Consider the following 24691-nt stretch of genomic DNA (forward strand, 5'->3'; position numbering starts at 1 on the left):
GCTTGCGCTTGCTCCGTGCAGAGTCCGGCAACCAGCCCGGTAAAGCCGAAAGTCGACGCCAAGGCGCCGGTTGAGCGATCATCCTAATCGCGCTGGCCGCGGTATGCTGAACGGCGCAAGGTGCTTGTGGTGTCAGCAAGGACCTACATGGCCGCGCCGATCGCGCAGTAAAAAAGCCCCTGGCTTTCGGCAGGGGCTTTAACGCGAACCGGTGAAACCGGCGAAGCTTATTTCTTTTGGCGGAACTTGCGCAGGGCTGCAATCTGCGCCGCCATCACGGCCAGCTCGGACTGAGCCATCGCGATATCAATATCGGTCTTGGCGTTTTTCAGCGCTTCCTCTGCGGAGGCCTTGGCGGCGGCGGCCTTGGCTTCGTCGAGGTCCTTGCCGCGGATGGCGGTGTCGGACAGCACCGTGACACAGTGGGGCTGCACTTCGAGCAGGCCGCCGGCCACGAAAACAAACTCTTCCGAACCATCGGCCTTTTCAATACGCACAGCACCGGGCTTGATCCGGGTGATCAGCGGGGTGTGGCGTGGGTAGATCCCCAGCTCGCCCGCCTCGCCCGGCAAAGCCACGAATTTGGCCTCGCCGGAAAAGATGGACTCTTCCGCGCTGACAACATCGACATGGATGGTGTGTGAGGTATCCATGATTTAGACCTTCTTGGCCTTCTCGAACGCCTCGTCAATCGTGCCGACCATGTAGAACGCCTGCTCCGGCAGGTGATCACACTCGCCGGCCACGATCATCTTGAAGCCGCGAATGGTTTCAGCCAGGGTCACGTACTTGCCGGGCGAACCGGTGAACACTTCAGCCACGTGGAAAGGCTGCGACAGGAAACGCTGGATCTTGCGGGCACGGGCCACGGCCAGTTTGTCTTCAGGCGCCAGTTCGTCCATGCCCAGAATCGCGATGATGTCGCGCAGTTCCTTGTAGCGCTGCAGCGTGCCCTGCACGGCACGGGCCGTGGCGTAGTGGTCTTCACCGACGACGTTGGGGTCGAGCTGGCGGCTGGTCGAATCGAGCGGGTCCACGGCAGGGTAGATGCCCAGCGAAGCGATGTCACGCGAGAGCACCACGGTGGAGTCCAGGTGGGCAAACGTGGTCGCTGGCGATGGATCGGTCAAGTCATCGGCTGGCACGTAAACGGCCTGGATGGAAGTGATGGAGCCAACTTTTGTGGAGGTAATACGCTCCTGCAGGCGGCCCATTTCCTCGGCCAGCGTCGGCTGGTAACCCACGGCGGAAGGCATGCGGCCCAGCAGCGCGGAGACTTCGGTACCGGCCAGCGTGTAGCGGTAGATGTTGTCCACGAAGAACAACACGTCGCGGCCTTCGTCGCGGAAGGACTCGGCGATCGTCAGGCCGGTCAGCGCGACGCGCAGACGGTTGCCTGGGGGCTCGTTCATCTGGCCGTACACCATCGCGACCTTGGACTCGCCGAGGTTCTCGAGGTTCACGACGCCGGAGTCGGCCATCTCGTGGTAGAAGTCATTGCCTTCGCGGGTACGTTCACCCACACCGGCAAACACGGACAGACCCGAGTGTGCCTTGGCGATGTTGTTGATCAGCTCCATCATGTTCACGGTCTTGCCGACGCCGGCGCCGCCGAACAGGCCGACCTTGCCGCCCTTGGCAAACGGACACACCAGGTCGATCACTTTGATGCCGGTTTCCAGCAATTCCTGCGAAGGGCTCAGCTCGTCGTAAGCCGGGGCCTTGCGGTGAATCGGGGCGGTGAGTTCCTGGCTGATGGGGCCACGCTCGTCAATCGGCGCACCCAGCACGTCCATGATGCGGCCCAGTGTGGCCTTGCCCACGGGCACCGTGATGTTGGCGCCGGTGTTGTACACCACGTTGCCACGGCGCAGGCCGTCCGAGGTGCCCAGCGCGATGGTGCGCACGATGCCGTCTCCCAGCTGCTGCTGGACTTCCAGCGTCAGCGCGGAGCCTTCCATCTTGAGCGCGTCATAGATCTTGGGCATCTGGTCGCGCGCAAATTCCACGTCCACCACAGCACCAATACACTGAACAATCTTGCCTTGAGCCTGAGCCATGATTGAGTCCTTTTCCGTTCTTTAAATCTTGAATCGCGGTTTAAACCGCTGCGGCACCGGCGACGATTTCCGAAAGTTCTTTCGTGATCGCCGCTTGACGCGTTTTGTTGTAAACCAATTTGAGTTCGCCAATCACGCTGCCGGCGTTGTCCGTCGCGGCCTTCATGGCCACCATGCGGGCCGACTGCTCGGACGCCATGTTTTCGGCGACCGCCTGGTAAACCAGCGCTTCGACGTAACGGACCAGCAGGTCGTCAATGACCGTCTGTGCATCAGGCTCATAGATGTAGTCCCAGCCGTGCTGATCCTTGTCAGCCTGCAGCCGGTCTGCCGTCAGCGGCAGCAACTGCTCGACCACGGGCTCCTGGCGCATGGTGTTGATGAAGCGTGTGTAGCAAAGGTAAACCGCATTGATCTTGCCCTCGCTGTACGCATCCAGCAGCACCTTGACCGGCCCGATCAGCTTGTCCAGATGGGGTTTGTCGCCCAGCTGGGTCGCGTGCGACACCACCTGCGCGCCGATCCGGTTCAGAAAGCCCAGGCCCTTGTTGCCGATGGCCACCGACTGGATGCCCTGACCCGCCGCCTGCATTTCCTTGAGCTTGACCGTGACCTGGCGCAGCAGGTTGGTGTTCAAACCGCCGCACAGGCCCTTGTCGGTCGTGACCACGATGAAGCCGCCGGCCTTGGCATCGTTGGCCTGCATGAAGGCATGGGTGTACTCGGGATTGGCCTGGGCCAGATTGGCCGTGATGTTGCGAATCTTGTCGCTGTAAGGTCGGGCAGCGCGCATCCGTTCCTGCGCCTTGCGCATTTTGGAGGCCGCCACCATTTCCATGGCTTTGGTGATCTTGCGAGTGTTTTCCACCGATTTGATCTTGCCGCGTATTTCCTTGCCTGCTGCCATATTGCTTCCTAAATGGTTTCTAAGCCCTGGGCTTTGATGTCTTCAGGTCCGGATCAGGCAAACGACTTCTTGAACGCAGCCACGGCCGTGGTCATCTCTGCCTCGGCGTCCTTGTCCATCGCCTTGGCCGCTTCGAGCTTGGCCATCAGTGCAGCGTGCTTGTCCTTGAGGTAGCTGTGCAGGCCGGCTTCAAAAGCCAGGACCTTCTTGACCTCGACATCGTCCATGAAGCCCTTGTTCACTGCGAACAGCGTCGAGGCCATGTTGGAGATGGACAGAGGCGAATACTGCGCCTGCTTGAGCAGTTCCGTCACGCGGGCACCGCGGTCCAGCTGCTTGCGGGTGGCCTCGTCCAGGTCGGAGGCGAACTGCGCAAACGCAGCCAGCTCACGGTACTGGGCCAGATCGGTACGGATACCGCCGGAGAGATTCTTGATCAGCTTGGTCTGGGCAGCACCACCGACGCGCGACACCGAGATACCGGCGTTGATGGCGGGGCGGATACCGGCGTTGAACAGGCTGGTTTCCAGGAAAATCTGGCCGTCGGTGATCGAGATCACGTTGGTCGGCACGAAGGCGGACACGTCGCCGGCCTGCGTCTCGATGATCGGCAGGGCCGTCAGCGAACCGGTCTTGCCCTTGACTTCACCCTTGGTGAAGTCTTCGACGTATTTTTCGTTCACGCGTGCAGCGCGCTCGAGCAGACGGCTGTGGAGATAGAACACGTCGCCGGGATAGGCTTCGCGGCCTGGCGGACGACGCAGCAGCAGCGAGACCTGGCGGTAAGCCACAGCCTGCTTGGACAGGTCGTCATACACAATCAGCGCGTCCTGGCCGCGGTCGCGGAAGTACTCGCCCATGGTGCAGCCGGAATAGGCGCTGACATACTGCATGGCAGCCGATTCGGAAGCCGAAGCTGCCACGACGATGGTGTAATCCATCGCGCCGGCTTGCTCCAGCGAACGCACCACGTTCTTGATCGACGAGGCTTTCTGGCCAATCGCGACGTAAACGCAGGAGACGCCCTGGCCCTTCTGGTTGATGATGGCGTCAATCGCCACAGCCGTTTTACCGGTCTGGCGGTCGCCGATGATCAGTTCGCGCTGGCCGCGGCCGACGGGCACCATGGAGTCGATGGACTTCAGGCCGGTCTGCAGGGGCTGGTCGACCGATTTACGGGCAATCACGCCTGGTGCGACCTTTTCGATGACGTCGGTCATCTTGGCGTTGATCGGGCCCTTGCCGTCGATAGGCTGGCCGAGGGCGTTGACCACGCGGCCAAGCAGCTCGGGACCGACCGGCACTTCCAGAATGCGACCCGTGCACTTGACGGTGTCGCCTTCGGCGATGTGTTCGTATTCACCCAGGATCACCGAGCCGACCGAGTCGCGCTCAAGGTTCAGCGCCAGGCCGTAGGTGGGCGTGCCGTCCGCCGTAGGCGGAAATTCCAGCATCTCGCCCTGCATCACGTCGGACAGGCCGTGGACGCGGACGATGCCGTCGGACACCGACACAACGGTACCCTGGTTACGGATGTCGGCACTGACAGTCAGGCCTTCGATACGGCTCTTGATCAGTTCAGAAATTTCTGCGGGATTGAGTTGCATGACTCTTTCCTTCTTTCTATGTTGTTGGCTAAAAACCTGGGTGCTGCGCCTTGGCGCCAGCTCAAGAGATCAGCGCCACTTTCATTTGCTCTAAACGGGCTTTCACCGAGGTGTCCAGCACCTCGTCACCCACCACGACACGCACGCCGCCGATCAGGGCCGGCTCCAGCTCCACCGCGAGGTTGAGCTTGCGGCCAAAGCGCTTCTCCAGCGTCGCGGCCAGATCGGCCAGTGCCGCACCCTCGAGCGCAAATGCGCTGTACACGGTGGCATCGGACGAACCGCTCTTCGCATTTTTCAATGCGCGGAACTGGCTGGCAATTTCCGGCAGCACGCTGATGCGGCCGTTATCAATCACGGCGCGCAGGAAGTTCTTCGCAGCTTCCGGCAGCGTCGCCTTGACAACACCGGCGATCACGTCGAACGTCTGCGACGCCGTCACGCTGGGGTTGCCGGCAAACTGCTGCAACTGGACATTGCTTGCTACGGCCGCCAGCTCATCGAGCCAGGTCGAGGTGCCGCCCAGGTCAGGCCCGGAGGCCTTGAACAGGGCTTCAGCGTAAGGACGGGCAATGGTGGCTAGTTCGGCCATGGTGACACCCCTCTCAAAGTTCGGTCTTCAGGCGGCCCAGCAAGTCAGCATGCACACCGGCATTGACTTCCTTGCGCAGAATCTGCTCGGCACCCTTGACAGCCAGTGCGGCGACCTGCTCGCGCAGGGTCTCACGGGCCTTGACGGTCTGCTGCTCGGCCTCGACCTTGGCAGCGGCAATGATCTTGTTGCCTTCTTCCGCAGCCTTGGCCTTGGCCTCTTCGATCATGGACTGGGCGCGGCGCTCCGCTTCAGCCAGACGCACGGCCGACTCATTGCGCGATTTGGCAAGCTCTTCTTCCACGCGCTTGTTGGCAACGGAGAGTTCGGACTTGGCCTTGTCGGCGGCAGCGAGGCCTTCAGCGATTTTTTGGGCACGCTCGTCCAGCGCTTTCGTAATGGGCGGCCACACAAATTTCATTGTGAACCACACCAGGATCGCGAAAACAATCGCCTGGACGAACAGGGTTGCATTAATACTCACGGCAACGCCTTTCTGTCGGGGTTGTGACGATTACTTCAGCACAAAGGGATTGGCAAACGCGAACATCATCGCGATACCGACACCGATCAGGAACGCGGCGTCGATCAGACCTGCGAGCAGGAACATCTTGGTTTGCAGTTCATTCATCAGCTCAGGCTGGCGGGCAGCTGCTTCGAGGTATTTGCTACCCATGATGCCGATGCCGATACATGCGCCGACAGCGCCCAGGCCAATGATCAGGCCAGCGGCCAATGCGACGAGACCGAGAACGTTTTCCATTTAAAGCTCCTATGGATTTAAGTTAACTAACAAACAAAAGAAAGAAAAACCAGACTGACAAACTCAGTGATGATCGTGGGCCTGGCCCACATACACCAGGGTCAGCATCATGAAGATGAAGGCCTGCAAGGTGATGATCAGAATATGGAAGATGGCCCACACGGTGCCGGCCAGCACGTGGCCGATCGGCAGCAGGATGCCCGGCAGCGACATGGCAGCAGCACCACCCATCAGGGCGATCAGCATGAAGACCAGCTCGCCGGCATACATGTTGCCGAACAGCCGCATGCCGTGAGACACGGTCTTGGCAATGAACTCGATGATCTGGAACACGAAATTGAAAGGCCACAGGATGGGATGCCCGCCAAACGGCGCACTGACCAGCTCATGGAGCCAGCCGCCAAAACCCTTGATCTTGATGTTGTAGAAAATGCAGATCAGCAGCACGGAGACCGACAGGCCCAGGGTGACGGAGAGATCGGCGGTCGGCACGACGCGCATGTAGGCGTGGTGCGGATCACGGCCTGTAGCCGCAAACACCATTTCCCAGATTTTGGGCAGCAGATCGACGGGCAGCAGGTCCATCGCATTCATCAGGAAAATCCAGACAAACACGGTCAGCGCCATCGGCGCTACCAGCTTGCGGCTTTGTGCATTGTTGATGATGCCCTTGGCCTGGCTGTCGACCATCTCAACGAGGATTTCGACGGCGGCCTGGAAGCGGCCCGGCACGCCAGCGGTCGCGGCGCGCGCGGCCTTCCAGAGGAAAAAGCTGCCGACGACGCCGAGCAGCAAGGCCCAGAAAATGGAGTCGAGGTTGTACACCGAGAAGTCAATGACACCGCTCATCGGCTTGTTTTGCCAATGGGTCAGGTGGTGACCAATGTATTCGCCGGCGGTAGGTCCGTTTGCAGAAGCCATCTATCTACTCGTCTCGTTAAGTTGGGTGGACACCGGGGCGCTTGGGCTTGAACCAGAGCACACCCCAATACACTTTCATCGCCACTATCAGGCCTGCCAACATGGCAGGCCAGCTCAAATCTTCAATCAGCCGCGGCGCCGCGAACAACATCGCGATCGTCAGGCCTATCTTGACCATTTCCCATAAAAAGAACCCAAGCACCGCAGCGCCCGCATTCATGGAAGACACCTTGCTGGTCAGCCCGCGCACAAAAAGCGCCGCGGGGATCACCACCGCCAGCGCGCCGTAGAACGCCGACCAGGCCACGTTTTGTCTTCCGGTCAGAGCCCAGACAACACAGGCCACCAGGACTCCGGCCACCAGCTGCCCGCCCACCACCCACCAGGGCGACAGCGAAGGACTGGCTTCGCGCAGCTTCTGCGCTTCTTCGCGCGTCAGCGGCTTGAAATTTTCTTCACCCGCCTCAGTTACCTGAGTCGGAGCCTTTGCCGACGGAAGAACCACCGAATCTGTCATTTTGACCATCACAAATTACGAACAGGTTACAGGCCGGTTATTAGCAAAGCCCTTGATTATACGTAGAAACCCGCCCGCGTCGGAAAGTCTCTGCACCAAACTTTGGCGGGAGGCATGGCCGCGCGGTCCGCAGGGGGACGTTTTGCAGGCGACAATCCACTTTCCGGCCGTTGCATCTCCCGCCACAGGCGGGGCATCCCCGCTCTTGCAGCACGCCGTTTTTGAAAGACCTCCGCATGCCTGCCCTGATGAAATTTCTCCATATCGCCGCCGCCATCGTGTGGCTGGGCGGCATCAGCTTCATGCTTTTTGCGCTGCGGCCTGCCGCCGCCGCGCAGCTGCCCCCACCGCAGCGCCTGCCGCTGATGACCCTGGTCCTGCAAAAGTTTTTCGTGCTGGTCTGGCCCGCCATAGCGCTGCTGCTGCTCACCGGGCTGGCCATGCTGCTGGCTGTCGGCATGAAAAACGCGCCGTTGGGCTGGCACCTGATGTTCGGCATCGGCCTGCTGATGTTCGCGCTGTTCGGCCACCTTTATTTTGGCCCCTACCGGCGCCTGAAACTGGCGGTGGCCGCCGCGGACTGGCCCGAAGGCGGGCGCCGTGTGGGCCAGATCGCCACCCTGGCCATGAGCAACCTGGTGCTCGGCGCCCTGGCCATTGCGGCCGTGATTTTCTGGGTCTGAGGGTGCATGCTGTCAGCGCGATGACGATGGACGAAACACGCTGTCCTGCGGTCAGGGCGCGGCCATGAGCACACGCAGAAAACGCAGCCCGCCACCTCGCTCCTGGACGGACCGCTTCACCAAAGGAATCAGCCGCGAAACGCTGGCGGCTCACCCATGGCTCAAGCCGGTGGCACATCACCTGCGCGAACCCGGGCTCTGGCATGTGCAACACGAGGCTGTGGCCCGCGGCGTGGCCATCGGCCTGTTCTGGGCGTTTGCATTGCCTGTCGCCCAGATCCTGGTGGCCGCCGTCCACTGCATCTGGTGGCGCGGCAACATCCCGGTGGCTGCCGGCATGACGCTGATCACGAATCCGTTCACCATCGGCTTCTGGCTTTGGCTGGCTTACAAGCTGGGCAGCCTGATCCTGGGGATTTCGCCCCTTGAGGTGGAAGCCGGCAGCGCAGCACTGGAGGCGGCGTCAGCCAGCGCCGGCTTTGATGTCATGGGCTGGCTGGAACGTTTTGGCTGGCCGGCCGTGCTCGGCATGGCCATTTTTGCCGTCGTCGGCTCGGCCGGCGGTTATGTGCTGGTCAACCTCATCTGGCGCTTTCGCGTCTGGTTCAAGCGGCGTGTCCAGCGCCATGGCCGTTAGTACCGCCACCCGAAAATAGCGAAACACAGCCTGCGCGACAATCCTCTCCCCCACCCCTTTTTTTGAGCGCCATGATGAGCACTTCCAGCCCCGCTTCGATCACGCCCCTGCCCGCCACACCTTGCTACCTCAACGGCGAATTCACCGCGCTGCGGGACGCGAAGGTCAGTGTGATGGACCGCGGCTTCATCTTCGGTGACGGCGTCTACGAAGTGGTGCCGGTGTATGCCGGTCAGCCCTTCCGCTTTGCACAGCACATGGCACGCCTGGACCGCAGCCTGGCGGAGGTGCGCATCGCCAATCCATTGGCCCACGCCCAGTGGCGCGAGGTCACGCTCAAGCTGGTCGCCGACTACGCGCTGCAGATGCACACCTCGCCGGAAAAAACCGACCAGTTGGTCTACATCCAGATCACCCGCGGCGTGGCGCTGCGCGACCATGTGATGCCGCCCGACCTGACGCCCACCGTGTTTGTCATGACCAACACGATGAAGCCACCGACGCCGGAGCAGCGCGCGCACGGCGTGGCCTGCGTCACCGCCGACGACTTCCGCTGGAGCAAGGCCCACATCAAGAGCACCAGCCTGCTGGGCGCGGTGTTCGCGCGCCAGATCAGCGCCGACGTGGGCGCGGTGGAAACCGTGATGTTCCGCGACGGCTTCCTCAGTGAAGCGGCCGCCTGCAACGTCTGGGTCGTCCAGGGCGGCAAGGTGATGGGCCCGCCCAAGGACAACCTGGTGCTCGAAGGCATTCGTTACGGCCTGATCGAGGAGATCTGCCGCGATGCCGGCATCCCGTTTGAACTGCGCCGGGTCAAGCGCGAAGAAGTTTTCGCCGCCGACGAGCTGCTGCTGTCGTCGGCGACCAAGGAGGTGCTGGCCGTCACCTCGCTCGACGGCAAGCCCGTCGGCCAAGGTCAGCCCGGCCCGGTTTACGCGAAGCTGCACGCGGCCTACCAGCGCGCCAAACAGGCGCCGGCGGAGAAGGCATGAACACCCCGCCCAAACCGCCCGCGCCACCCGAAACGCCGCGCCAGGAATCGCTGATCGAGTACCCCTCGCTGTTTCCCATCAAGGTCATGGGCGAGAAGGTCGACGGCCTGGTCCATGCCATCACCATGGTCGCCCATCAGTTCGACCCGACGTTTGACGCGACCACCATCGAGCTGCGCGAAAGCAAGGGCGGCAAATACCTGGGCGTGACCATCACCGTCACCGCCACCTCCAGGGCGCAGCTCGACGAGTTGTACAGCACGCTGTCCACGCACCCGATGGTCAAAGTGGTGCTCTAGGCGGAAACCCTGCCCTATATGAAAAAATCAGATTGATTTCTTTCATATGGGGCTTTGGCAGCGCCCTTGTGAAAGAAATCGCTGCCGAAATTAAGTCTTTGCGATTTGGCAATTTCGATATAATCATCCATCCCAAGGGTGGATAATAATTTGAAAATCGACTTTTTCAACGCCAAAGACAAAGAGTTTTTTGAAAGCTCGAAACAAGTCACCAAGGCACATGGCCCCGAAAACGCCAAAAAACTCAAGCGCCGACTGGACGATCTTGACGCTGCGCAGTCCATGGAAGACATGCGCAGCCTGCCCGGGCATTGGGAAGAACTTAAAGGCGACCGTCTCGGGCAGTTCTCGGCGCACCTGCACGGAGGCCTGCGGCTCATTGTGAAACCGCAAAAGCAGCCTCCACCCGCCAAACCCGATGGTGGCCTTGACTGGCCAGCCATCGACAGCATTTATATCGTTGAATTGGTGAACTACCATGACTGAACAAAACTTGAGCTACCGCCCGGTTGAGGTTTCTCCGCCAGGCGACACCTTGGCCGAGCTCATTGAAGAACGCGGCATTGCGCAGGCCGAATTGGCGCGCCGTATGGGCCGCCCCATCAATGCCGTCAATGAGATGGTGCTGGGTACCAAAGAAATTACGGAAGACACCGCGCTGGAACTCGAACGCGTGCTGGGTACCCCTGCACATTTCTGGCTTGCTCGCGAGTCCCGGTACCGTGAATACATGGCCAGGCTACGTGATGCCAATCGAGCAGAAAGCCGGCTCGACTGGCTTAACAAGTTTCCTATCAAGCAATTGCAGGACGCCGGACATTTGCCTGCAGGACGCTTAACGGAATCGTTCAAGGCGTCGTTGATTGAGCCAGCTCTTTGCTTCTTCGGCGTCGCATCACCGGAAGGCTGGCACGGACAGTACGACCGCGTGCAAGCGGCATTCCGCCGCGCCAATCCCGCCAAGCAAACCGACAACGCCGCCATCACCGCCTGGCTGCGTCTCGGTGAGCTGCAGGCACTGAAAGCGGATATTCCTGCCTTCAGCGCGGAGAAGTTGCAAGCTAGCATCGCAGACCTTCGATCACTCAGCACCCGACCTGCGGCAGAAATAGGCGCCGGCTTGCGGGCACGGTGCGCTGAAGCTGGTGTGGTGTTGGCTTTTGTACCGCCCTTCCCGCGCACCCACGTCAGTGGCGTTGCTCGTTGGCTGGGTGACCGTCCGTTGATACAGCTGTCACTGCTGGGCAAATGGAATGATGTGTTCTGGTTCAGTTTTTTTCATGAAATGGCCCATATCCTCAAGCACCCCAAAAAAGCAGTGTTTCTGGACGACGCCAGTTCAGGCTCGGCGGCAGAGAGCAAAGAAGAAAAGGAGGCAGATCAGTTTGCGGCTGACGTACTGATTCCATCCGCTGACCGTAAACGCCTTGGTCAGATTGAGCTTACCGTCGCCGGCGTGCACAAATTTGCGAAGGAGGTCGATATTCACCCCGGTATCGTGACGGGATGCCTTCAGCATATGGGACTGGTTGCCTGGGCCAGCCCCATGAACCAGCTGAAAGATCGCTACCAAATCGCCGCGAAGTAAGTACGCTACATGCCCACCCTCGACTGGCTTAACCGCGCCCAGGCCTTCACCACTTCGGCGCGTGTGCCTTACCGCCTGCTGGAAGAAGTTTCGGTCCACACGCCGGCTGCAAAATCTGGAACGCCCGCGGCGGAACCCGCACCAACCCAGCCCGCTCAGGCCGAGCTCCTCAGCACTCCCCTTGAGCCCACCTCCTCCGTTCGCCCTGAGCCTGTCGAAGGGTCCCTGGCCTCGATCAGCACAGCCCGAACAGAGATCACCGACAACCTGCTGATCCAGGGCGACAACCTCGAAGCGATCAAGGCCATGCTGCCCTTCTACCGCGGCCAGGTCAAATGCATCTTCATCGACCCGCCCTACAACACCAAAAGCGCGTTCGAACATTACGACGACAACCTCGAACACGCCCAGTGGCTGAGCATGATGCTGCCGCGCCTGCAGCTTTTGCGCGAGTTGCTGCGGGAAGACGGCTCCATCTGGGTGACGATTGATGACAACGAAGGGCACTACCTCAAGGTCTTGATGGATGAGGTGTTTGGACGCGGGAATTTTGTGGCTAATGTGATCTGGCAGAAGCGCTTTTCTCCCAACAGCACCGCTGTACACCTAACCTCGTGGGCGGTCGTGGCGCCAAAGTTTTCATTTCGGCACAAGTGGCGGTGGCGACAGGGCAAGAAGTCAGCTATGTGAATAACAAAGGCCTGGATGCCAAACATTACAAAGGGCTGGTGCTCGATTTGTTGGCCTTGGGGGCGCAACCTCGCCAGAAGATCAACGATCTGCTGCTATCCAAGCTTCCGGCGTCCATCGACGGAAGCTTGCGACGGAAGGAATACATCAAGAATTTGCTGCAGGAAATGGCCCGCGACCAGCAGATTGAGAATGTTGGAGGAGCGACCCGGGCGGCAAAATGGCAGCTCAAGAAGTAGCTCCTGAATTGGATAAACACACCGCACGGAAGAATTCACTAATCCAATCCAGCCACCCGCCAGGAAAATTTAGTCCTTAAAAATCAACAACTTACATTCGATTTCCGCATTAGCTCAGCCTAACTTTATCCAATTCACCACCTCTTCTATGTCAACCCTGACCCTCAAGTCCTACCAACAAGCCGCCCTGGACGCGCTGCGGGCATTTGCCCGCTCTGCCCAGCTCAAAGGCCCGGCCCTGGCTTTTGGAGAACAGGTGGGGCGCCCCTACAACCCGGACCCGTTTGGCGAGGTGCCCTGCATTTGCCTGCGCATTACCACGGGCGGCGGCAAAACACTGATGGCGGCGCATGCTGTGAATGTGCTGGCTCAGGAATGGCGTGCGACCGATGCGCCCGTGGCCGTGTGGCTGGTGCCCAGCGACACGATTCGCAGCCAGACACTCAAGGCACTGCAGACGGCGGGCCACCCCTACCGCGAAGCGCTGGAGGCAAGTTATGGCGCTGGCGTGCGGGTCTGCGTGCTGGAAGACCTGGCCAACATTGCGCCGTCCGACTGGGGCCAGCGCGCCGTGGTGGTGGTGGCGACGATCCAGAGCTTTCGCATTGACGACACCGACAAGCGCAATGTGTACAGCTTTTCGGAAAGTTTTGAGAGGCATTTCAAAGGCTGCGAAGCGCAGCGCCTGCGCGTGTTGCACGATTTGCCGGATGCCATCGTGACCGCCGAAGAGGCGGCGGCTGACAGCACGGGTGTGCTGCGCGGCTTTGTGGGCCAGCCGCGCTGGAGCCTGACCAACTGGCTGGCGCTGCACGAGCCGCTGTTGATCGTCGATGAAGCCCACAACACCAAAACCGACAAAAGCTTTACGGCCCTCAAGCGCCTCAACCCCAGCGCCATTCTGGAGCTGACAGCCACGCCCATCCCCAGCAAAACCAATGTGCTGTACCACGTGAGCGCCCAAGAGCTGGCGGCGGAAAGCATGATCAAGCTGCCGATTGCGCTGGCCGAGCACCCGCAGGGCTGGCAGCAAGCGGTATTTGCGGCCGTGCAAAGCCAGCGCGCGCTGGAAGGCGAGGCCTTGAAAGACGAAGCGGCGGGTAACGGCTATGTACGCCCCATCGTGCTGTTTCAGGCGCAGAACGACAACGACGAAGTGCCCCCTGCAGCTTTGCGTAAGCATCTTGAAGAAGAGCTGCATATTCCCAAAGAGCAGATCAAGGTCGCCACCGGAGACACCCGCGAACTGGAAGGCCTGGACCTGGCCGCGCGCGACTGCCCGGTTCGTTATGTGATCACCGTGCAGGCATTGCGCGAAGGCTGGGACTGCCCGTTTGCCTACGTGCTCTGCTCGCTGCAAAAGCTCTCCAGTGCCACGGCGGTCGAGCAATTACTGGGCCGCGTGCTGCGCATGCCTTACGCAAGCCGGCGCGGGCGCGAGGCGCTGAACCGGGCCTATGCCCACGTGTGCGAGGCCAAGTTTTCAACAGCCGCCCATGAACTGGCGGACCGACTGATCAACAACATGGGGTTTGAAGCGCTGGATGTGGCGTCCATGGTGGTGCAGCAGTCCACACTGCCGCTTTTTGATCAAAATCAACCCCTATCCCCCTTCGTACCTGCGCCAGTAGCTACCAATTTTGTAGCGGGCTCGGTTCCACCGGAATTGCAGGCGGCGCCAGGTATTGAGGTGGTGCAGGTTGCCGGCGAGCAGACCCTGGTGGTGACCGGGCACATCGGTGCGGAAGTTGAAGCCCTGCTGATGGCGCAGGTCCGTGGCCCCAAAAAGCAGGAACAGGTACGCGACAAGGTGGCGCAGCACAACGCGCTGGTGGCCGCACAACGCGCCCCGGCATCACGCGGCGAGCGTTTCGCGCCGATTCCCACGCTGGGCTACCGCAGCACGCCGCAGGGCCAGCTCTGGCCACTGGAACGCGAGGCGGTGCTGGAAGCCGTGGAGCTGGATCTATTGACGCCCGAAGCCATACAACTGCCGGGCTTTCAGGTGGTCGAGCAGTCCAACACCTTTGAGATCTATCTGAAGGACGCCCGTGTTCAACTACGCGCAGCGGATGCGAGCCAGATTGCGTTTGACTACGGCTCCAGCACCATCACGGCGGATGACCTCGTGCGCTGGCTGGATCAGTCCCTGTTTCAAAAACTGCCGGAGTTCACGCAGGGGCAGCGCAGCAGTTACTTCGCAGCGGTCGTCGGCCACCTGATGCACGAGCGTGGCATCCCGCTGGTGACGCTGGCCAAGGTGCGCTTCAAGCTGGCGCAGGACATCGAGGCGCGCGTCGGCGACCTGAAAGACAAGGCGGCCAAGGCGCAATTCCGACAGCTGGTGCTTGAAGAAATCTGGGACATCGAACCGGACTGGAGCAGGCCCCTGCTGTTTGAGGCGAACCGTTACCCGGTTCCCGCGGGGTCGCGCTACGCGGGGCGCTACCAGTTCAACAAGCACTTCTACCCGGTGCAGGCGGATTTGAAAGACGGCGGCGAGGAATTTTTATGCGCCCAGTTGCTGGACAACCATCCGAAAGTCAAACTTTGGGTTCGCAATCTCACCACCGCGCCCTGTGGTTTTGCGCTGGCAACATCGAAAGGCCGGTTTTTCCCTGACTTTGTAGCCGAACTGATGGACGGACGCATCGCGGTGGTCGAATACAAAGGCGCCCACCTGGTCAATGACCCGTATGAAATTGAAAAGCGCCAGATTGGCGAGTTGTGGGCGCGCAAAAGCGCGAACCGCTGCCTTTTCGGTCAGATTGTCAAAGAGCGCGACGGCCTGAGCATGTCCCAGCAGCTGGACGCCTTGCTGGCATGAGCATGGAAGTCCGCGTCCTGGGCCGGGTGGACTACCTGCCCACCTTTGCAGCAATGCAGGCCTTCACCGCCAGCCGCCATGACACTTCAAGCCAAATCGGCCTCCAGCCCAATCAGGACGTGCGCGACCAGCTATGGATTTGTGAGCATCCGCCGGTGTACACACAGGGGCTGGCCGGCAAGCCTGACCATGTGCTTGCCCCCGGCGACATTCCGGTGGTGCAGACCGACCGCGGCGGCCAGGTCACTTATCACGGCCCGGGCCAGGTGGTGGCCTACCCGCTGATCGACCTGAAACGCGCCGGGTATTTCGTCAAGGAGTATGTTTACCGCATTGAGGAGGCGGTCATCCGGACGCTGGCGCATTTCGGCGTGACCGGGCACCGCGTGACGGGCTCGCCCGGCATTTATGTCCGTCTCGCGGACCCGGCCTCCCACGCGGCGCTGAGCGGCCCGCAGAGCCCGGCCGACCCTTTCCGCGGCCTGGGCAAGATCGCCGCGCTGGGCATCAAGGTCAGCCGGCACTGCACTTACCACGGCGTCGCGCTCAATGTGGCGATGGACCTTGAACCCTTCTCGCGCATCAACCCCTGTGGGTATGCCGGGCTGCAAACCACAGACCTTTCTACAATCGGGGTATCGGCCAGCTGGCAGGAGGCCGCGGACGTGCTGAGCCACAAGCTCGTCACCTACCTGGCACCCTGACCCGACAGAAACACCAACACACCATGAGCACACCTGAAGTTGTCACCCCCGCCACCAGCCCCGTGGTTCGCGACGTCCAGAGCCAGGAGGCCTACAACCCGCTGGCCAAGCAGAAGGCGGCGGCCAAGCTGTCGCGCATCCCGGTCAAGGTGGTGCCCGGCGAGCTGCTCAAAAAGCCCGAGTGGATTCGCGTCAAGGCCGGCAGCCCGAGCACACGTTTTTACGAAATCAAGGACATCCTGCGCAGCAACAAGCTGGTGACGGTGTGCGAGGAAGCGTCTTGCCCCAACATCGGCGAATGTTTCGGCAAGGGCACGGCCACCTTCATGATCATGGGCGACAAGTGCACACGCCGCTGCCCGTTTTGCGACGTCGGCCACGGCCGGCCTGACCCGCTCGATGTCAACGAGCCCGAGAACCTGGCCAGGACGATTGCCGCGCTCAAGCTCAAGTACGTGGTGATCACCAGCGTGGACCGCGACGACCTGCGCGACGGCGGCAGCCAGCATTTTGTGGACTGCATCACGCGCATCCGCGAGCTGTCGCCGCAGACCACCATCGAGATCCTGGTGCCCGACTTCCGTGGCCGCGACGACCGCGCGTTGGCGATCCTCAAAGCCGCGCCGCCCGACGTGATGAACCACAACCTGGAAACCGCGCCGCGCCTGTACAAGGAAGCGCGCCCCGGCTCGGACTACCAGTTCTCGCTGAACCTGCTGAAAAAATTCAAGGCCCTGCACCCGGACGTGCCGACCAAAAGCGGCATCATGGTCGGCCTGGGCGAGACCGATGAGGAAATCCTGCAGGTCATGCGCGACATGCGCGCGCACCACATCGACATGCTGACCATCGGCCAGTACCTCGCGCCCTCGACCAGCCACCTGCCGGTACGCCGCTACGTGCACCCCGACACCTTCAAGATGTTCGAGCAGGAGGCCTACAAGATGGGCTTCACCCATGCCGCCGTCGGTGCCATGGTGCGCTCCAGCTACCACGCCGACCAGCAGGCCCACGCCGCGGGGGTTGGCGATAGAGATCCAGGGATGATCACGGCGCAATGAGTGGGCCGAAGTTTTTGCTGGACCCGCAATCGCTGGGCCAGCGGGTACCGCCGGCCACTTTTGAGCGCGGCCTGGAGGTATTGCGCAACCAGCAAGTGCTGGAATGCACACTCTCTGGCGCGGGCAGCCAGGAGTGGGCCATCAACGGGGCCGTGCAAGGCAGCAAAAGCGAGATTTACGACCTGTCCGTCACGCTTGAAGTGACGGGCGACGGGCAGATCGTTTTTTTCGACGCGGACTGCAGCTGCCCGGTGGGCCACAACTGCAAACACAGCGTGGCGCTGACACTCAGGGCCGCCTACAAATCAGGCGGTATGCGCAGGGACAGCCCCGGCGGCGAGCGCCCGGGCCAGCCGACCGCCGCAGCGCTGAGCCCTGACCAACTGCAGGCCCAACAGGAAGCGCAGGCGCAAGCCCGCCTCGACCAGGAGCGCCGGCAGGCGCAGCAAAAGGTCAGCCAGTGGCTGGGCCTGTTCGGCGACGACGGCGCCGACAGGCCGGCTGACGACAGCCGCGGGCAGGAGCATGCCGACGCGCAGGAGCACATGGTGTTCACGCTGAGTCCGGCCACGATGAACGGGCAGCCCGTACTGCAACTCGGTTTTGGCACGACGCGCCGCCTGAAAAATGGCAACTGGGCCAAACTCAAACAGCCCCGCTACATCGGCGAACACAACGCCGACGGCGAAGACCTGGAAATCGTTCGCCTGATCGAAAGCCTGGCCGACCGTACCTACGCCTATCCGTATTCCACCAACCAGGGGCTGGTGGCTGGCCCGACCGGCCTGCTGGCGCTGCAACTGGCCTCCAGCACCGGCCGCTTGTTTTCCTGCACCGAGGACCGCTTCCTGGGTCAGCCCCTGGTCTGGGGCGCCCCGCAACCCCTGGCATGGCGCTGGAGCGAAGTCAAACCAGACAAGACAGCCCGGACAGCCTTGGAAAAAAAGGCGGGCAAGGCGGGTGTCACGCTGCAGACGCCCGAGCCGGTGTGGACACTGGCCCCGCAGTTGCCGGATGAGGCGCGCGGCGCCCGGTGTTTTGCCAACATGCCGCCCCTTTACCTGAACACCAGCGCCGGGCTGTGCGGCCTGCTGGAGACGCCCGGGGTGTCCAGCGAGCACTTGCTGCTGCTGATGAAGGCGCCACCGATTCCGCAGTCGGCTTTTGCACTTCACGAAACCACCTTGCTGCGGCGTCTGGCGGGCCTGCCCCTGCCGCCTGTCATGAAGGCGCCGGAGCGCGTCGAGGGCATCACACCGACGGCGCACCTGCACATCAGCACCGTTGCGGCCGACGAGCGTGACCAGCTCGGCCTGTTGCGCGCCACGCTGCGTTTTGACTACGCCGGCTTGCAGCACTATGCCTTGCATGAGCACAATCCGGTGCTGCTGGAGCAAGCCGGCGGTGCCGCCGACGCAGACCCAGGTATCCGGCGCATTCAGCTGTACCGGGACCTGGCTGCCGAACGCGGCGCCCATCAGGCGCTGCATGGCCTGGGGCTGGCCGGAGACACGGCCGGACGGTTTTACCGTCCCTTCGACTCCGCGGCCGGTCAGCATGCCTGGCTGCAGTGGCTGGATGACGATTTCGCCGCCTTGCGTGCGGCCGGCCTGGTGGTGACCGCGGAACCCGGCCTGGCCAGCCGGATTGCCAGGGCCGATGCGCTGGAGGTACAGATGTCGCCCCCGCCCGCCGCGGCCCGGAATGCGGCCCACGGCCAGGATGACAGCCAGTCGCCCTGGTTCGACTTGTCCCTGGGTATGTTCATCGACGGCCAGCGTCGCAACATCCTGCCGCTGCTGCCCGAGCTGCTGGCGCAACTGGGCGCAGCCCGCCACAGTCAGGCCCCTGCGTCGGGATCACCCGGGTCATCGACGGCATCCGAAGCAAGCACACTGCAATTGTCGCCTTTTGTGTATCTGGCGCAGGAAGGCGACTGCTGGTTGCGCCTGCCCACCGAACCGCTGCGCCCGTGGTTGCAAGCCCTGCTGGATCTGGTGGGCGACCGCAGCAGCACGCAGGGCAGTGACTTCAATGGCGCGGCCCTGCGCCTGTCGCGCCTGGAGGCCATGCGTGTGGGCGCGGCCCTTGGCGCCGGAACCCGGTGGCAAGGCGCCGATGGACTGCGCAAGATGGTGGGCCAGCTGGCCGGGCGCAACGCGCTGCCCGAGGTGGCCCCGCCCGCCGGCCTGAAGGCCGATTTGAGGCCCTACCAGTTGCAGGGCCTGGTGTGGCTGCAGTTTCTGCGCACGCATGGGCTGGCCGGCATTTTGGCCGACGACATGGGGCTGGGAAAAACCCTGCAGACCCTGGCACACATCCTGGTTGAAAAAGAAGCCGGGCGGCTGGACCTGCCGGTGCTCATCATCGCGCCGGTCAGCCTGATGGGCAATTGGCGCAAGGAGACCGAACGTTTCACGCCGGATCTGCGCGCCCTGGTGCTGCACGGCAAAGACAGGCACGCGCTGGCGGCCGACATCGCCCGGCACGACATCGTGATCGCGCCCTACTCCCTGCTGCAACGCGACCGCGAGCGCTGGCTGGAGCAGCCCTGGCACCTGGTGGTGCTCGATGAAGCGCAGAACATCAAGAACGCCAGCAGCCATGCGGCACAAGTCGTCGGCGAGCTCAACACCCGCCATCGCCTGTGCCTGTCGGGCACCCCCATGGAAAACCACCTGGGCGAGTTGTGGAGCCTGTTTCACTTCCTGATGCCCGGCTTTCTCGGCAGCCAGGCCAGGTTCAAGACCCTGTACCGCACGCCGATTGAAAAACACGGAGACAGCGAGCGCGCCGAGCAATTGCGCCGCCGCGTGGCGCCCTTCATGCTGCGCCGACATAAAAGCGATGTCGCCACGGATCTGCCGGAAAAACAGGTGGCGATTTCCAGCGTGGAGCTCGGCGATCAACAAGCCGACCTGTACGAGACCATCCGCCTGACTACGGAAAACGCCGTGCGTGAAGCGCTGGCCAGCAAAGGCTTGGCCAAATCGCAGATTCAGATTCTGGACGCGCTGCTCAAGCTGCGCCAGGTGTGCTGCGACCCGCGCCTGGTGCCGGTGGCTGCCGCCAAAAAAATAAAACAATCGGCCAAACTCGAACTGCTGATGGAGCTGCTGCCCGAGCTGCTGGCCGAGGGGCGCAAGGTGCTGCTCTTTTCACAGTTCACCAGCATGCTGGCACTGATCGAGGATGAACTCAAGGCGCGCGGCATCGCGTGGGTCAAGCTGACGGGCCAGTCCCAGAAAAGGGACGCCCTCATCGAACGTTTCACCTCGGGCGCGGTGCCCCTGTTTCTCATCAGCCTCAAGGCCGGCGGCGTGGGCCTGAACCTGACGCAGGCCGACACCGTGATCCACTACGACCCGTGGTGGAACCCGGCCGTGGAAACCCAGGCAACCGACCGCGCCCACCGCATCGGCCAGACCCAGCGCGTGATGGTCTACAAGCTGGTGGCCCAGGGCACGATTGAAGAACGCATCCTGGCACTGCAGGAACGCAAGGCGGCGCTGGCCGAGAGCATGTACAGCGCCTCGCAGGCACGCAAGCAGCCGCTGTTTACCGAGAGCGATGTGGCGGAGCTGCTCAAGCCGCTGGGCTGAACACCATGCGCGCCCATCACCCACCATGAACCGTCAACGCTGACGCCCATGCACGCCAATCTGTACGCCCTGGGCGCCATCGCCCTGTGGGCCAGCCTCGCCTCCCTTGGCGTGTCACTGCGCCACGTTCCGCCCTTTCTGCTGACCGGCATCGCCCTGCTGGTCGGCAGCCTGCTGGCGCTGCCCTTTGTGCTCAAAGACAGGCGGCAATGGCGCATCCCGGCCAGCACGCTGCTGCTGGGCGTTTACGGCCTGTTCGGTTTTCACTTCCTGCTGTTCATCGCCCTGCGCCACGCACCGCCGGTCGAAGCCAACCTCGTCAATTACCTGTGGCCGCTGTTCATGGTGGTGCTGGCGCCGCTGTTCCTGCGCGGTGTGACGCTGCGCGCGGTGCATGTGGCCGCCGCCCTGCTCGGTTTTGCCGGCGCGGCCATTGCCATCCTGGGGGCCGGCAGCGGTGGCAACAGCGGCCAGGGCGGCGGCTGGTCCTGGGGCTACCTGCCGGCGCTCGCCTCGGCCTTCATCTGGGCGAGCTACTCGTTGCTCAGCCAACGCGTGCCGGCGTTTCCGACCGCGGCCATCGGCCTGTTCGGCCTGGTCTCTGGCCTTCTGTCGCTGCTGTGCCACTGGGCGCTGGAACCGTCCGTGGCCATGTCGGGCCGCGACTGGGCCCTGATCGCGGTGATGGGGCTGGGCCCGCTGGGCGCGGCGTTTTTTCTCTGGGACAAGGCACTCAAGCTCGGCGATGCGCGGCAAATCGGCATCCTGAGTTACCTCACGCCGCTGGGCTCCACCGCCTTGCTGATGCTGGTCAGTGGCCGTGCCCTGTCGTGGAGCATCGGCCTGGCGGCGGCCATGATCATTGGCGCCGCCGTGCTGGGCACACGCACCAAATAGCAATACTGTTCGCTGAACCGTTCGGGCTGAGCCTGTCGAAGCCTGTTCTGAGCTAGTCGAAGGGTCGAAGCCTGTTTGCACTGTGACGATCCTTCGACAAGCTCAGGGCGAACGGGGCTGTAGCGCTTCAATGAATAAAATTGCGAAAAATTGGGCCTGGGCCCTTACCCCACGGGCGCCAGCAGCTATTCTTTCAGTAGCAATTGAACACGCAGGCCGGGCGCCGCATTGTCCACCTGCAGCCGGCTGCCATGCGCCTGCGCCACCAGCCGGCACAAATACATGCCCAGGCCCACACCGCCGGTGGCGCGCTGGCGCGCGCTGTCGGTGCGGTAAAAAGGTTCGGTCAGGCGCGCCAGCTGTTCGGCATCCACACCCGGGCCGAAATCGCGCACCTCCAGCAGCACACCGTCGTCCTGGCGGGTGAGCGTGATGCGCGGTGGCTGATCGGCCTCCGCGCTGTAACGCAGGGCGTTGTCGAGCAGGTTGCGCACCAGCAGGCGCATGCGCGTGCGGTCCAGCGACAGCACGGGCAGGTCCGCTGCGAGGTCCAGCGCCACCGCTGCGGCGTCGGGCATGTCGGCCACCACCTCGCGCACCAGCGCGGCCAGGTCCACCGGCTCGCGCTGCAACGTTGCATGCGGGCTGGCCAGGCGTTCGCTTTCGAGCAGGTCGCTGATCAGGTCGCGCATCTCGCCCAGGTCGCGCAGAAGGGCGGCGCGCTCGCGCTCGCCAGGGCCGCTGCCGTCGGCGCTGATGGGCAATAGTTCGGCATTCAGGCGCGCGCGTGTCAGCGGCGAACGCAGTTCGTGGCTGAGCGCCAGCAGCAGGCCGCGCTTGGCGTCCAGCATGCCCTTGATGTCCCGCGCCATGGTGTTGATGCGCTGCGCCAGGTCGCCCAGTTCGTCGCGCCGGCGCAGCGGGATCGGGGTGTCGAAGTCGCCGTGGCCGAAGCGCTCGGCCCCCGCGCCTATGTCGTCCAGCGGCCGCAGCAGGCGCCGCACATAAGCATAGGCCGCGGCAATCAGGGCCAGCAGCAGCGCCAGCGTGATCCAGCCGACCGGGCTGTGCGGCCCGCGCTGCCAGGGCACAGTGCCCAGGCCAAAACTCACGCGGTGGCCGTCGGCCGTGGGGCGGCTGAGCCAGTCCCCCGGGCGGCCGCCAAAGCCGGGGCGCTCGCGGTGCTCCGGCCGGTCCGGGTGCGACTGCCAGTTCACCCGCGGCCCTTCGATGCGGATGGCAATCGGCAGCCGTTCGGCCAGCGCCTGGGCCCGGGTCACATCGGGCGGCGTGCCGATCTCCTGCACCAGCCGGTCCATGTAGTCCGCCACCAGCGGCCTGGCGGCATCGCGCCAGCCGGTGGAAAAAATCCGCTGCATGCCGCCCATGAACACGGCCGCCATGGCCAGCGCCAGCAGCAGGAACACCGTCACCAGCCGCAGCCGCAGCGAATGCCGCCAGCGCCGGCGGGCCGCCGGTGCGGTCGGTGCATGTGTCATGGCGCCGCGGCCTTGCCCACGGCCAGCGTGTAGCCCGCATTGCGCAGGGTCTTGATGCAGTCGAGCGGTTCCAGCTTCTTGCGCAGCCGGCTCACCACGATGTCGACGGCGCGGGTGTAAAGGTCCGCCTCGTGGCCGCGCAGCCGGTTCAGGATGTCGTCGCGGCTGAACACCTTGCCGGGCTCGGCGGTCAGCAGCGCGAGCAGTTCGAACTCGGTGCCCGTCAGGTCCACCGGCTGCCCCTGGCGCAAGACCTCACGCGCCTCCAGGTCGATGACCAGGTCCTGGAACACCCGGCGCGGTTGCCGCGCCGGCACGGGCGCCGTCCGCTGGCGCCGCAGAATGGTCTGCAGGCGCGCCACCAGCTCACGCGGCTCGAAAGGTTTGGGCAGGTAATCGTCGGCACCGAGCTCCAGGCCGACCACCCGGTCCATCACGTCGCCGCGTGCGGTCAGCATCACCACCGGAATATCGCTTTCCTTGCGGATCTCGCGGCACAGCGCAAAACCGTCCATCTCGGGCAGCATGACGTCGAGAATGGCCGCGTCGTAAGTCGTGGCACGCAGCATGGCCAGGCCCTGGCCGGGTCGCAGGGCGCTGTCGAGCACCAGGCCGAAACGCGCCAGGTAAGTCGCCAGCGGTGCGGCCAGATGTTCGTCGTCGTCAATCAGCAGGATGCGGGGCATGCGGCCATCATAAGAACTTTGGCCCAAGCACCGCGTCCAGCGGCTCAACCATGGCGGCCCCAGCGGCGGCCGCGCTCCATGAACTCGCGCACCTTCTGCTGCTGGTCGGGACGCAGGTTGTCGAAGAAGTCGGCGGCAGCGGCAATCACCGCCGGGCCGCCGGCCTGCAGGGCGGCGGTTTTTTCGTCAATCAGCTTCTTGGCACCGGCCTGGTCCAGCTTGCTGCCCGCGAACAGGGCGCGCATGTCGGCGCGGGGATCACTGGCACCACGCAGCGCCGCGCGCTGGGCCTGCAGCTTGTCGGCCAGCACCGCCAGCTTCTGCTTCTGCGCCGCATCCAGGTCCAGCCGGGAGCCGATTTTTTCGACCATGCGCGCACGCGACTCCGCCGAAGCCTCGGTGCCGGACTGCCAGCCGCCGGGACCGCGATGCGAACACGCGCCCAGGCTGCCGACGATGAGCGCACCGCCGAAAAGACCCAGCAATGTTTTGCGGAGAAAGGATTTCATGACGTGACCTTGCAAAGAAGTGAATGAAGCCTTGCATGGTGCGCGTGCTGGTGACGCGGGGGGTTTCATGCCGGTTGCGCTGTGTTTCGCTTTGTTTCGGCATCGAAGTCATTCCGGCATCACGCTGCGCCTGCGGTCTGCCTCTGGCAGTAGGTTGAACTCCCCACTCCCTCCCCCCGCCCCTTGCCCCGCTGGGCGATGGTGGGGAGCTTCATTTGGCCGCGTGTGCTGCAAGCGCGTGCATACATGACAGATGACAGCTCCGTGAATCCGACATGGCGCGCTTCGCGCGTCATGTCCCCGCATCCGAACCCGCATTCGTTCCCACCACCCGTCGGGCTGGGCCGAGGAGCGCGGGCAAAAGCGGATCAGGGCTCGCGATTGTTTGAGCCGAAGGCGAGTTCGAGCGAG

Annotated in this window: 24 protein-coding genes and 1 pseudogene; 13 read left to right on the plus strand and 12 right to left on the minus strand. The window is 63.0% G+C overall.

Going from position 1 to position 24691, the window contains the following annotated elements:
- Positions 1–227: 227 nt before the first annotated feature.
- From PSV40_RS02165 to PSV40_RS02205, 9 genes are all read right to left on the minus strand, one after another.
- Entirely contained in the window at positions 228–653 is a 426-nt protein-coding gene (locus PSV40_RS02165) for a F0F1 ATP synthase subunit epsilon (protein ID WP_300533600.1), read from the minus strand.
- A gap of 3 nt (positions 654–656) precedes the next feature.
- Positions 657–2060 carry a F0F1 ATP synthase subunit beta gene (gene atpD, locus PSV40_RS02170; protein WP_300533602.1) on the minus strand — a complete coding sequence of 468 codons (1404 nt, stop codon included), beginning with the start codon at positions 2058–2060 and terminating at the stop codon, positions 657–659.
- A 40-nt stretch (positions 2061–2100) separates the two neighbouring features.
- Positions 2101–2967 carry a F0F1 ATP synthase subunit gamma gene (gene atpG / locus PSV40_RS02175; protein WP_300533604.1) on the minus strand — a complete coding sequence of 289 codons (867 nt, stop codon included), beginning with the start codon at positions 2965–2967 and terminating at the stop codon, positions 2101–2103.
- Between the two features lie 53 nt (positions 2968–3020).
- A complete protein-coding gene (gene atpA, locus PSV40_RS02180; RefSeq protein ID WP_096668778.1) occupies positions 3021–4574 on the minus strand; it encodes a F0F1 ATP synthase subunit alpha in 1554 nt (517 codons plus the stop codon).
- A gap of 61 nt (positions 4575–4635) precedes the next feature.
- A complete protein-coding gene (locus PSV40_RS02185) occupies positions 4636–5166 on the minus strand; it encodes a F0F1 ATP synthase subunit delta (RefSeq protein WP_300533605.1) in 531 nt (176 codons plus the stop codon).
- Positions 5167–5179: 13 nt separating this feature from the next.
- A complete protein-coding gene (locus PSV40_RS02190) occupies positions 5180–5650 on the minus strand; it encodes a F0F1 ATP synthase subunit B (protein WP_096668782.1) in 471 nt (156 codons plus the stop codon).
- 30 nt (positions 5651–5680) lie between these two features.
- Positions 5681–5929, minus strand: a complete 249-nt coding sequence (atpE, locus tag PSV40_RS02195) for a F0F1 ATP synthase subunit C (RefSeq protein WP_096668784.1) — start codon at positions 5927–5929, stop codon at positions 5681–5683.
- 63 nt (positions 5930–5992) lie between these two features.
- Positions 5993–6850, minus strand: coding sequence for a F0F1 ATP synthase subunit A (atpB, locus tag PSV40_RS02200; protein WP_300533607.1), 858 nt, complete (start codon positions 6848–6850; stop codon positions 5993–5995).
- Positions 6851–6866: 16 nt separating this feature from the next.
- The gene (locus PSV40_RS02205) at positions 6867–7367 is read right to left on the minus strand and encodes an ATP synthase subunit I (protein WP_300533641.1); all 501 of its coding nucleotides are present in this window, start codon (positions 7365–7367) and stop codon (positions 6867–6869) included.
- Between the two features lie 236 nt (positions 7368–7603).
- On the opposite strand from PSV40_RS02205, the gene PSV40_RS02210 reads away from it, so the two are divergent.
- From PSV40_RS02210 to PSV40_RS02270, 13 genes and pseudogenes are all read left to right on the plus strand, one after another.
- A complete protein-coding gene (locus PSV40_RS02210; protein WP_300533609.1) occupies positions 7604–8050 on the plus strand; it encodes a DUF4149 domain-containing protein in 447 nt (148 codons plus the stop codon).
- Between the two features lie 64 nt (positions 8051–8114).
- Positions 8115–8687, plus strand: coding sequence for a DUF2062 domain-containing protein (locus PSV40_RS02215; protein WP_300533610.1), 573 nt, complete (start codon positions 8115–8117; stop codon positions 8685–8687).
- 74 nt (positions 8688–8761) lie between these two features.
- Positions 8762–9679: a D-amino acid aminotransferase gene (locus PSV40_RS02220; RefSeq protein ID WP_300533612.1), complete on the plus strand. Its 918-nt coding sequence runs from the start codon at positions 8762–8764 to the stop codon at positions 9677–9679.
- Entirely contained in the window at positions 9676–9978 is a 303-nt protein-coding gene (locus PSV40_RS02225) for a DUF493 family protein (protein ID WP_300533614.1), read from the plus strand. The genes PSV40_RS02220 and PSV40_RS02225 overlap by 4 nt, the downstream gene beginning before the upstream one ends.
- Positions 9979–10128: 150 nt before the next feature.
- Positions 10129–10464 (plus strand): type II toxin-antitoxin system RelE/ParE family toxin, encoded by a 336-nt coding sequence (locus tag PSV40_RS02230; protein WP_300533616.1) that lies wholly within the window; start codon positions 10129–10131, stop codon positions 10462–10464.
- Positions 10457–11566: a helix-turn-helix domain-containing protein gene (locus PSV40_RS02235; RefSeq protein WP_300533617.1), complete on the plus strand. Its 1110-nt coding sequence runs from the start codon at positions 10457–10459 to the stop codon at positions 11564–11566. The genes PSV40_RS02230 and PSV40_RS02235 overlap by 8 nt, the downstream gene beginning before the upstream one ends.
- Positions 11567–11827: 261 nt before the next feature.
- A pseudogene (locus PSV40_RS02240) lies at positions 11828–12151 on the plus strand (DNA methyltransferase); the annotation flags it as partial.
- A 101-nt stretch (positions 12152–12252) separates the two neighbouring features.
- A complete protein-coding gene (locus PSV40_RS02245; protein WP_300533619.1) occupies positions 12253–12495 on the plus strand; it encodes a hypothetical protein in 243 nt (80 codons plus the stop codon).
- 148 nt (positions 12496–12643) lie between these two features.
- Positions 12644–15322, plus strand: coding sequence for a DEAD/DEAH box helicase family protein (locus PSV40_RS02250; RefSeq protein WP_300533621.1), 2679 nt, complete (start codon positions 12644–12646; stop codon positions 15320–15322).
- On the plus strand, positions 15319–16026 hold the full coding sequence (gene lipB / locus PSV40_RS02255) for a lipoyl(octanoyl) transferase LipB (RefSeq protein ID WP_300533622.1): 708 nt from the start codon (positions 15319–15321) through the stop codon (positions 16024–16026). The genes PSV40_RS02250 and lipB overlap by 4 nt, the downstream gene beginning before the upstream one ends.
- A 23-nt stretch (positions 16027–16049) precedes the next feature.
- Positions 16050–17087, plus strand: coding sequence for a lipoyl synthase (lipA, locus tag PSV40_RS02260; protein WP_300533624.1), 1038 nt, complete (start codon positions 16050–16052; stop codon positions 17085–17087).
- Positions 17084–20689: a DEAD/DEAH box helicase gene (locus PSV40_RS02265; RefSeq protein ID WP_300533626.1), complete on the plus strand. Its 3606-nt coding sequence runs from the start codon at positions 17084–17086 to the stop codon at positions 20687–20689. The genes lipA and PSV40_RS02265 overlap by 4 nt, the downstream gene beginning before the upstream one ends.
- 48 nt (positions 20690–20737) lie before the next feature.
- Positions 20738–21586 (plus strand): DMT family transporter, encoded by an 849-nt coding sequence (locus PSV40_RS02270; RefSeq protein ID WP_300533628.1) that lies wholly within the window; start codon positions 20738–20740, stop codon positions 21584–21586.
- 185 nt (positions 21587–21771) lie between these two features.
- Here the strand turns inward: PSV40_RS02270 and PSV40_RS02275 are convergent, their stop codons facing one another.
- The 3 genes from PSV40_RS02275 to PSV40_RS02285 are packed head-to-tail and all read right to left on the minus strand — an operon-like array spanning position 21772 to position 24280.
- Positions 21772–23085 carry an ATP-binding protein gene (locus tag PSV40_RS02275; protein WP_300533630.1) on the minus strand — a complete coding sequence of 438 codons (1314 nt, stop codon included), beginning with the start codon at positions 23083–23085 and terminating at the stop codon, positions 21772–21774.
- Positions 23082–23771 (minus strand): response regulator transcription factor, encoded by a 690-nt coding sequence (locus tag PSV40_RS02280; RefSeq protein ID WP_300533633.1) that lies wholly within the window; start codon positions 23769–23771, stop codon positions 23082–23084. The genes PSV40_RS02275 and PSV40_RS02280 overlap by 4 nt, the downstream gene beginning before the upstream one ends.
- 44 nt (positions 23772–23815) lie before the next feature.
- Positions 23816–24280, minus strand: coding sequence for a Spy/CpxP family protein refolding chaperone (locus tag PSV40_RS02285; RefSeq protein WP_300533636.1), 465 nt, complete (start codon positions 24278–24280; stop codon positions 23816–23818).
- Between the last annotated feature and the right edge of the window lie 411 nt (positions 24281–24691).

The sequence above is a fragment of the Polaromonas sp. genome (genome assembly GCF_029945925.1).
Classification (GTDB): Bacteria; Pseudomonadota; Gammaproteobacteria; order Burkholderiales; family Burkholderiaceae_C; genus Polaromonas.

What these genes read in the sequence shown, in the direction of transcription:
- PSV40_RS02165 (WP_300533600.1), bottom strand. Translation starts at nt 653, where the DNA reads ATGGATACCTCACACACCATCCATGTCGATGTTGTCAGCGCGGAAGAG.
- atpD (WP_300533602.1), bottom strand. Translation starts at nt 2,060, where the DNA reads ATGGCTCAGGCTCAAGGCAAGATTGTTCAGTGTATTGGTGCTGTGGTG.
- atpG (WP_300533604.1), bottom strand. Translation starts at nt 2,967, where the DNA reads ATGGCAGCAGGCAAGGAAATACGCGGCAAGATCAAATCGGTGGAAAAC.
- atpA (WP_096668778.1), bottom strand. Translation starts at nt 4,574, where the DNA reads ATGCAACTCAATCCCGCAGAAATTTCTGAACTGATCAAGAGCCGTATC.
- PSV40_RS02185 (WP_300533605.1), bottom strand. Translation starts at nt 5,166, where the DNA reads ATGGCCGAACTAGCCACCATTGCCCGTCCTTACGCTGAAGCCCTGTTC.
- atpE (WP_096668784.1), bottom strand. Translation starts at nt 5,929, where the DNA reads ATGGAAAACGTTCTCGGTCTCGTCGCATTGGCCGCTGGCCTGATCATT.
- atpB (WP_300533607.1), bottom strand. Translation starts at nt 6,850, where the DNA reads ATGGCTTCTGCAAACGGACCTACCGCCGGCGAATACATTGGTCACCAC.
- PSV40_RS02205 (WP_300533641.1), bottom strand. Translation starts at nt 7,367, where the DNA reads ATGACAGATTCGGTGGTTCTTCCGTCGGCAAAGGCTCCGACTCAGGTA.
- PSV40_RS02210 (WP_300533609.1), top strand. Translation starts at nt 7,604, where the DNA reads ATGCCTGCCCTGATGAAATTTCTCCATATCGCCGCCGCCATCGTGTGG.
- PSV40_RS02215 (WP_300533610.1), top strand. Translation starts at nt 8,115, where the DNA reads ATGAGCACACGCAGAAAACGCAGCCCGCCACCTCGCTCCTGGACGGAC.
- PSV40_RS02220 (WP_300533612.1), top strand. Translation starts at nt 8,762, where the DNA reads ATGAGCACTTCCAGCCCCGCTTCGATCACGCCCCTGCCCGCCACACCT.
- PSV40_RS02225 (WP_300533614.1), top strand. Translation starts at nt 9,676, where the DNA reads ATGAACACCCCGCCCAAACCGCCCGCGCCACCCGAAACGCCGCGCCAG.
- PSV40_RS02235 (WP_300533617.1), top strand. Translation starts at nt 10,457, where the DNA reads ATGACTGAACAAAACTTGAGCTACCGCCCGGTTGAGGTTTCTCCGCCA.
- PSV40_RS02250 (WP_300533621.1), top strand. Translation starts at nt 12,644, where the DNA reads ATGTCAACCCTGACCCTCAAGTCCTACCAACAAGCCGCCCTGGACGCG.
- lipB (WP_300533622.1), top strand. Translation starts at nt 15,319, where the DNA reads ATGAGCATGGAAGTCCGCGTCCTGGGCCGGGTGGACTACCTGCCCACC.
- lipA (WP_300533624.1), top strand. Translation starts at nt 16,050, where the DNA reads ATGAGCACACCTGAAGTTGTCACCCCCGCCACCAGCCCCGTGGTTCGC.
- PSV40_RS02265 (WP_300533626.1), top strand. Translation starts at nt 17,084, where the DNA reads ATGAGTGGGCCGAAGTTTTTGCTGGACCCGCAATCGCTGGGCCAGCGG.
- PSV40_RS02270 (WP_300533628.1), top strand. Translation starts at nt 20,738, where the DNA reads ATGCACGCCAATCTGTACGCCCTGGGCGCCATCGCCCTGTGGGCCAGC.
- PSV40_RS02275 (WP_300533630.1), bottom strand. Translation starts at nt 23,085, where the DNA reads ATGACACATGCACCGACCGCACCGGCGGCCCGCCGGCGCTGGCGGCAT.
- PSV40_RS02280 (WP_300533633.1), bottom strand. Translation starts at nt 23,771, where the DNA reads ATGCCCCGCATCCTGCTGATTGACGACGACGAACATCTGGCCGCACCG.
- PSV40_RS02285 (WP_300533636.1), bottom strand. Translation starts at nt 24,280, where the DNA reads ATGAAATCCTTTCTCCGCAAAACATTGCTGGGTCTTTTCGGCGGTGCG.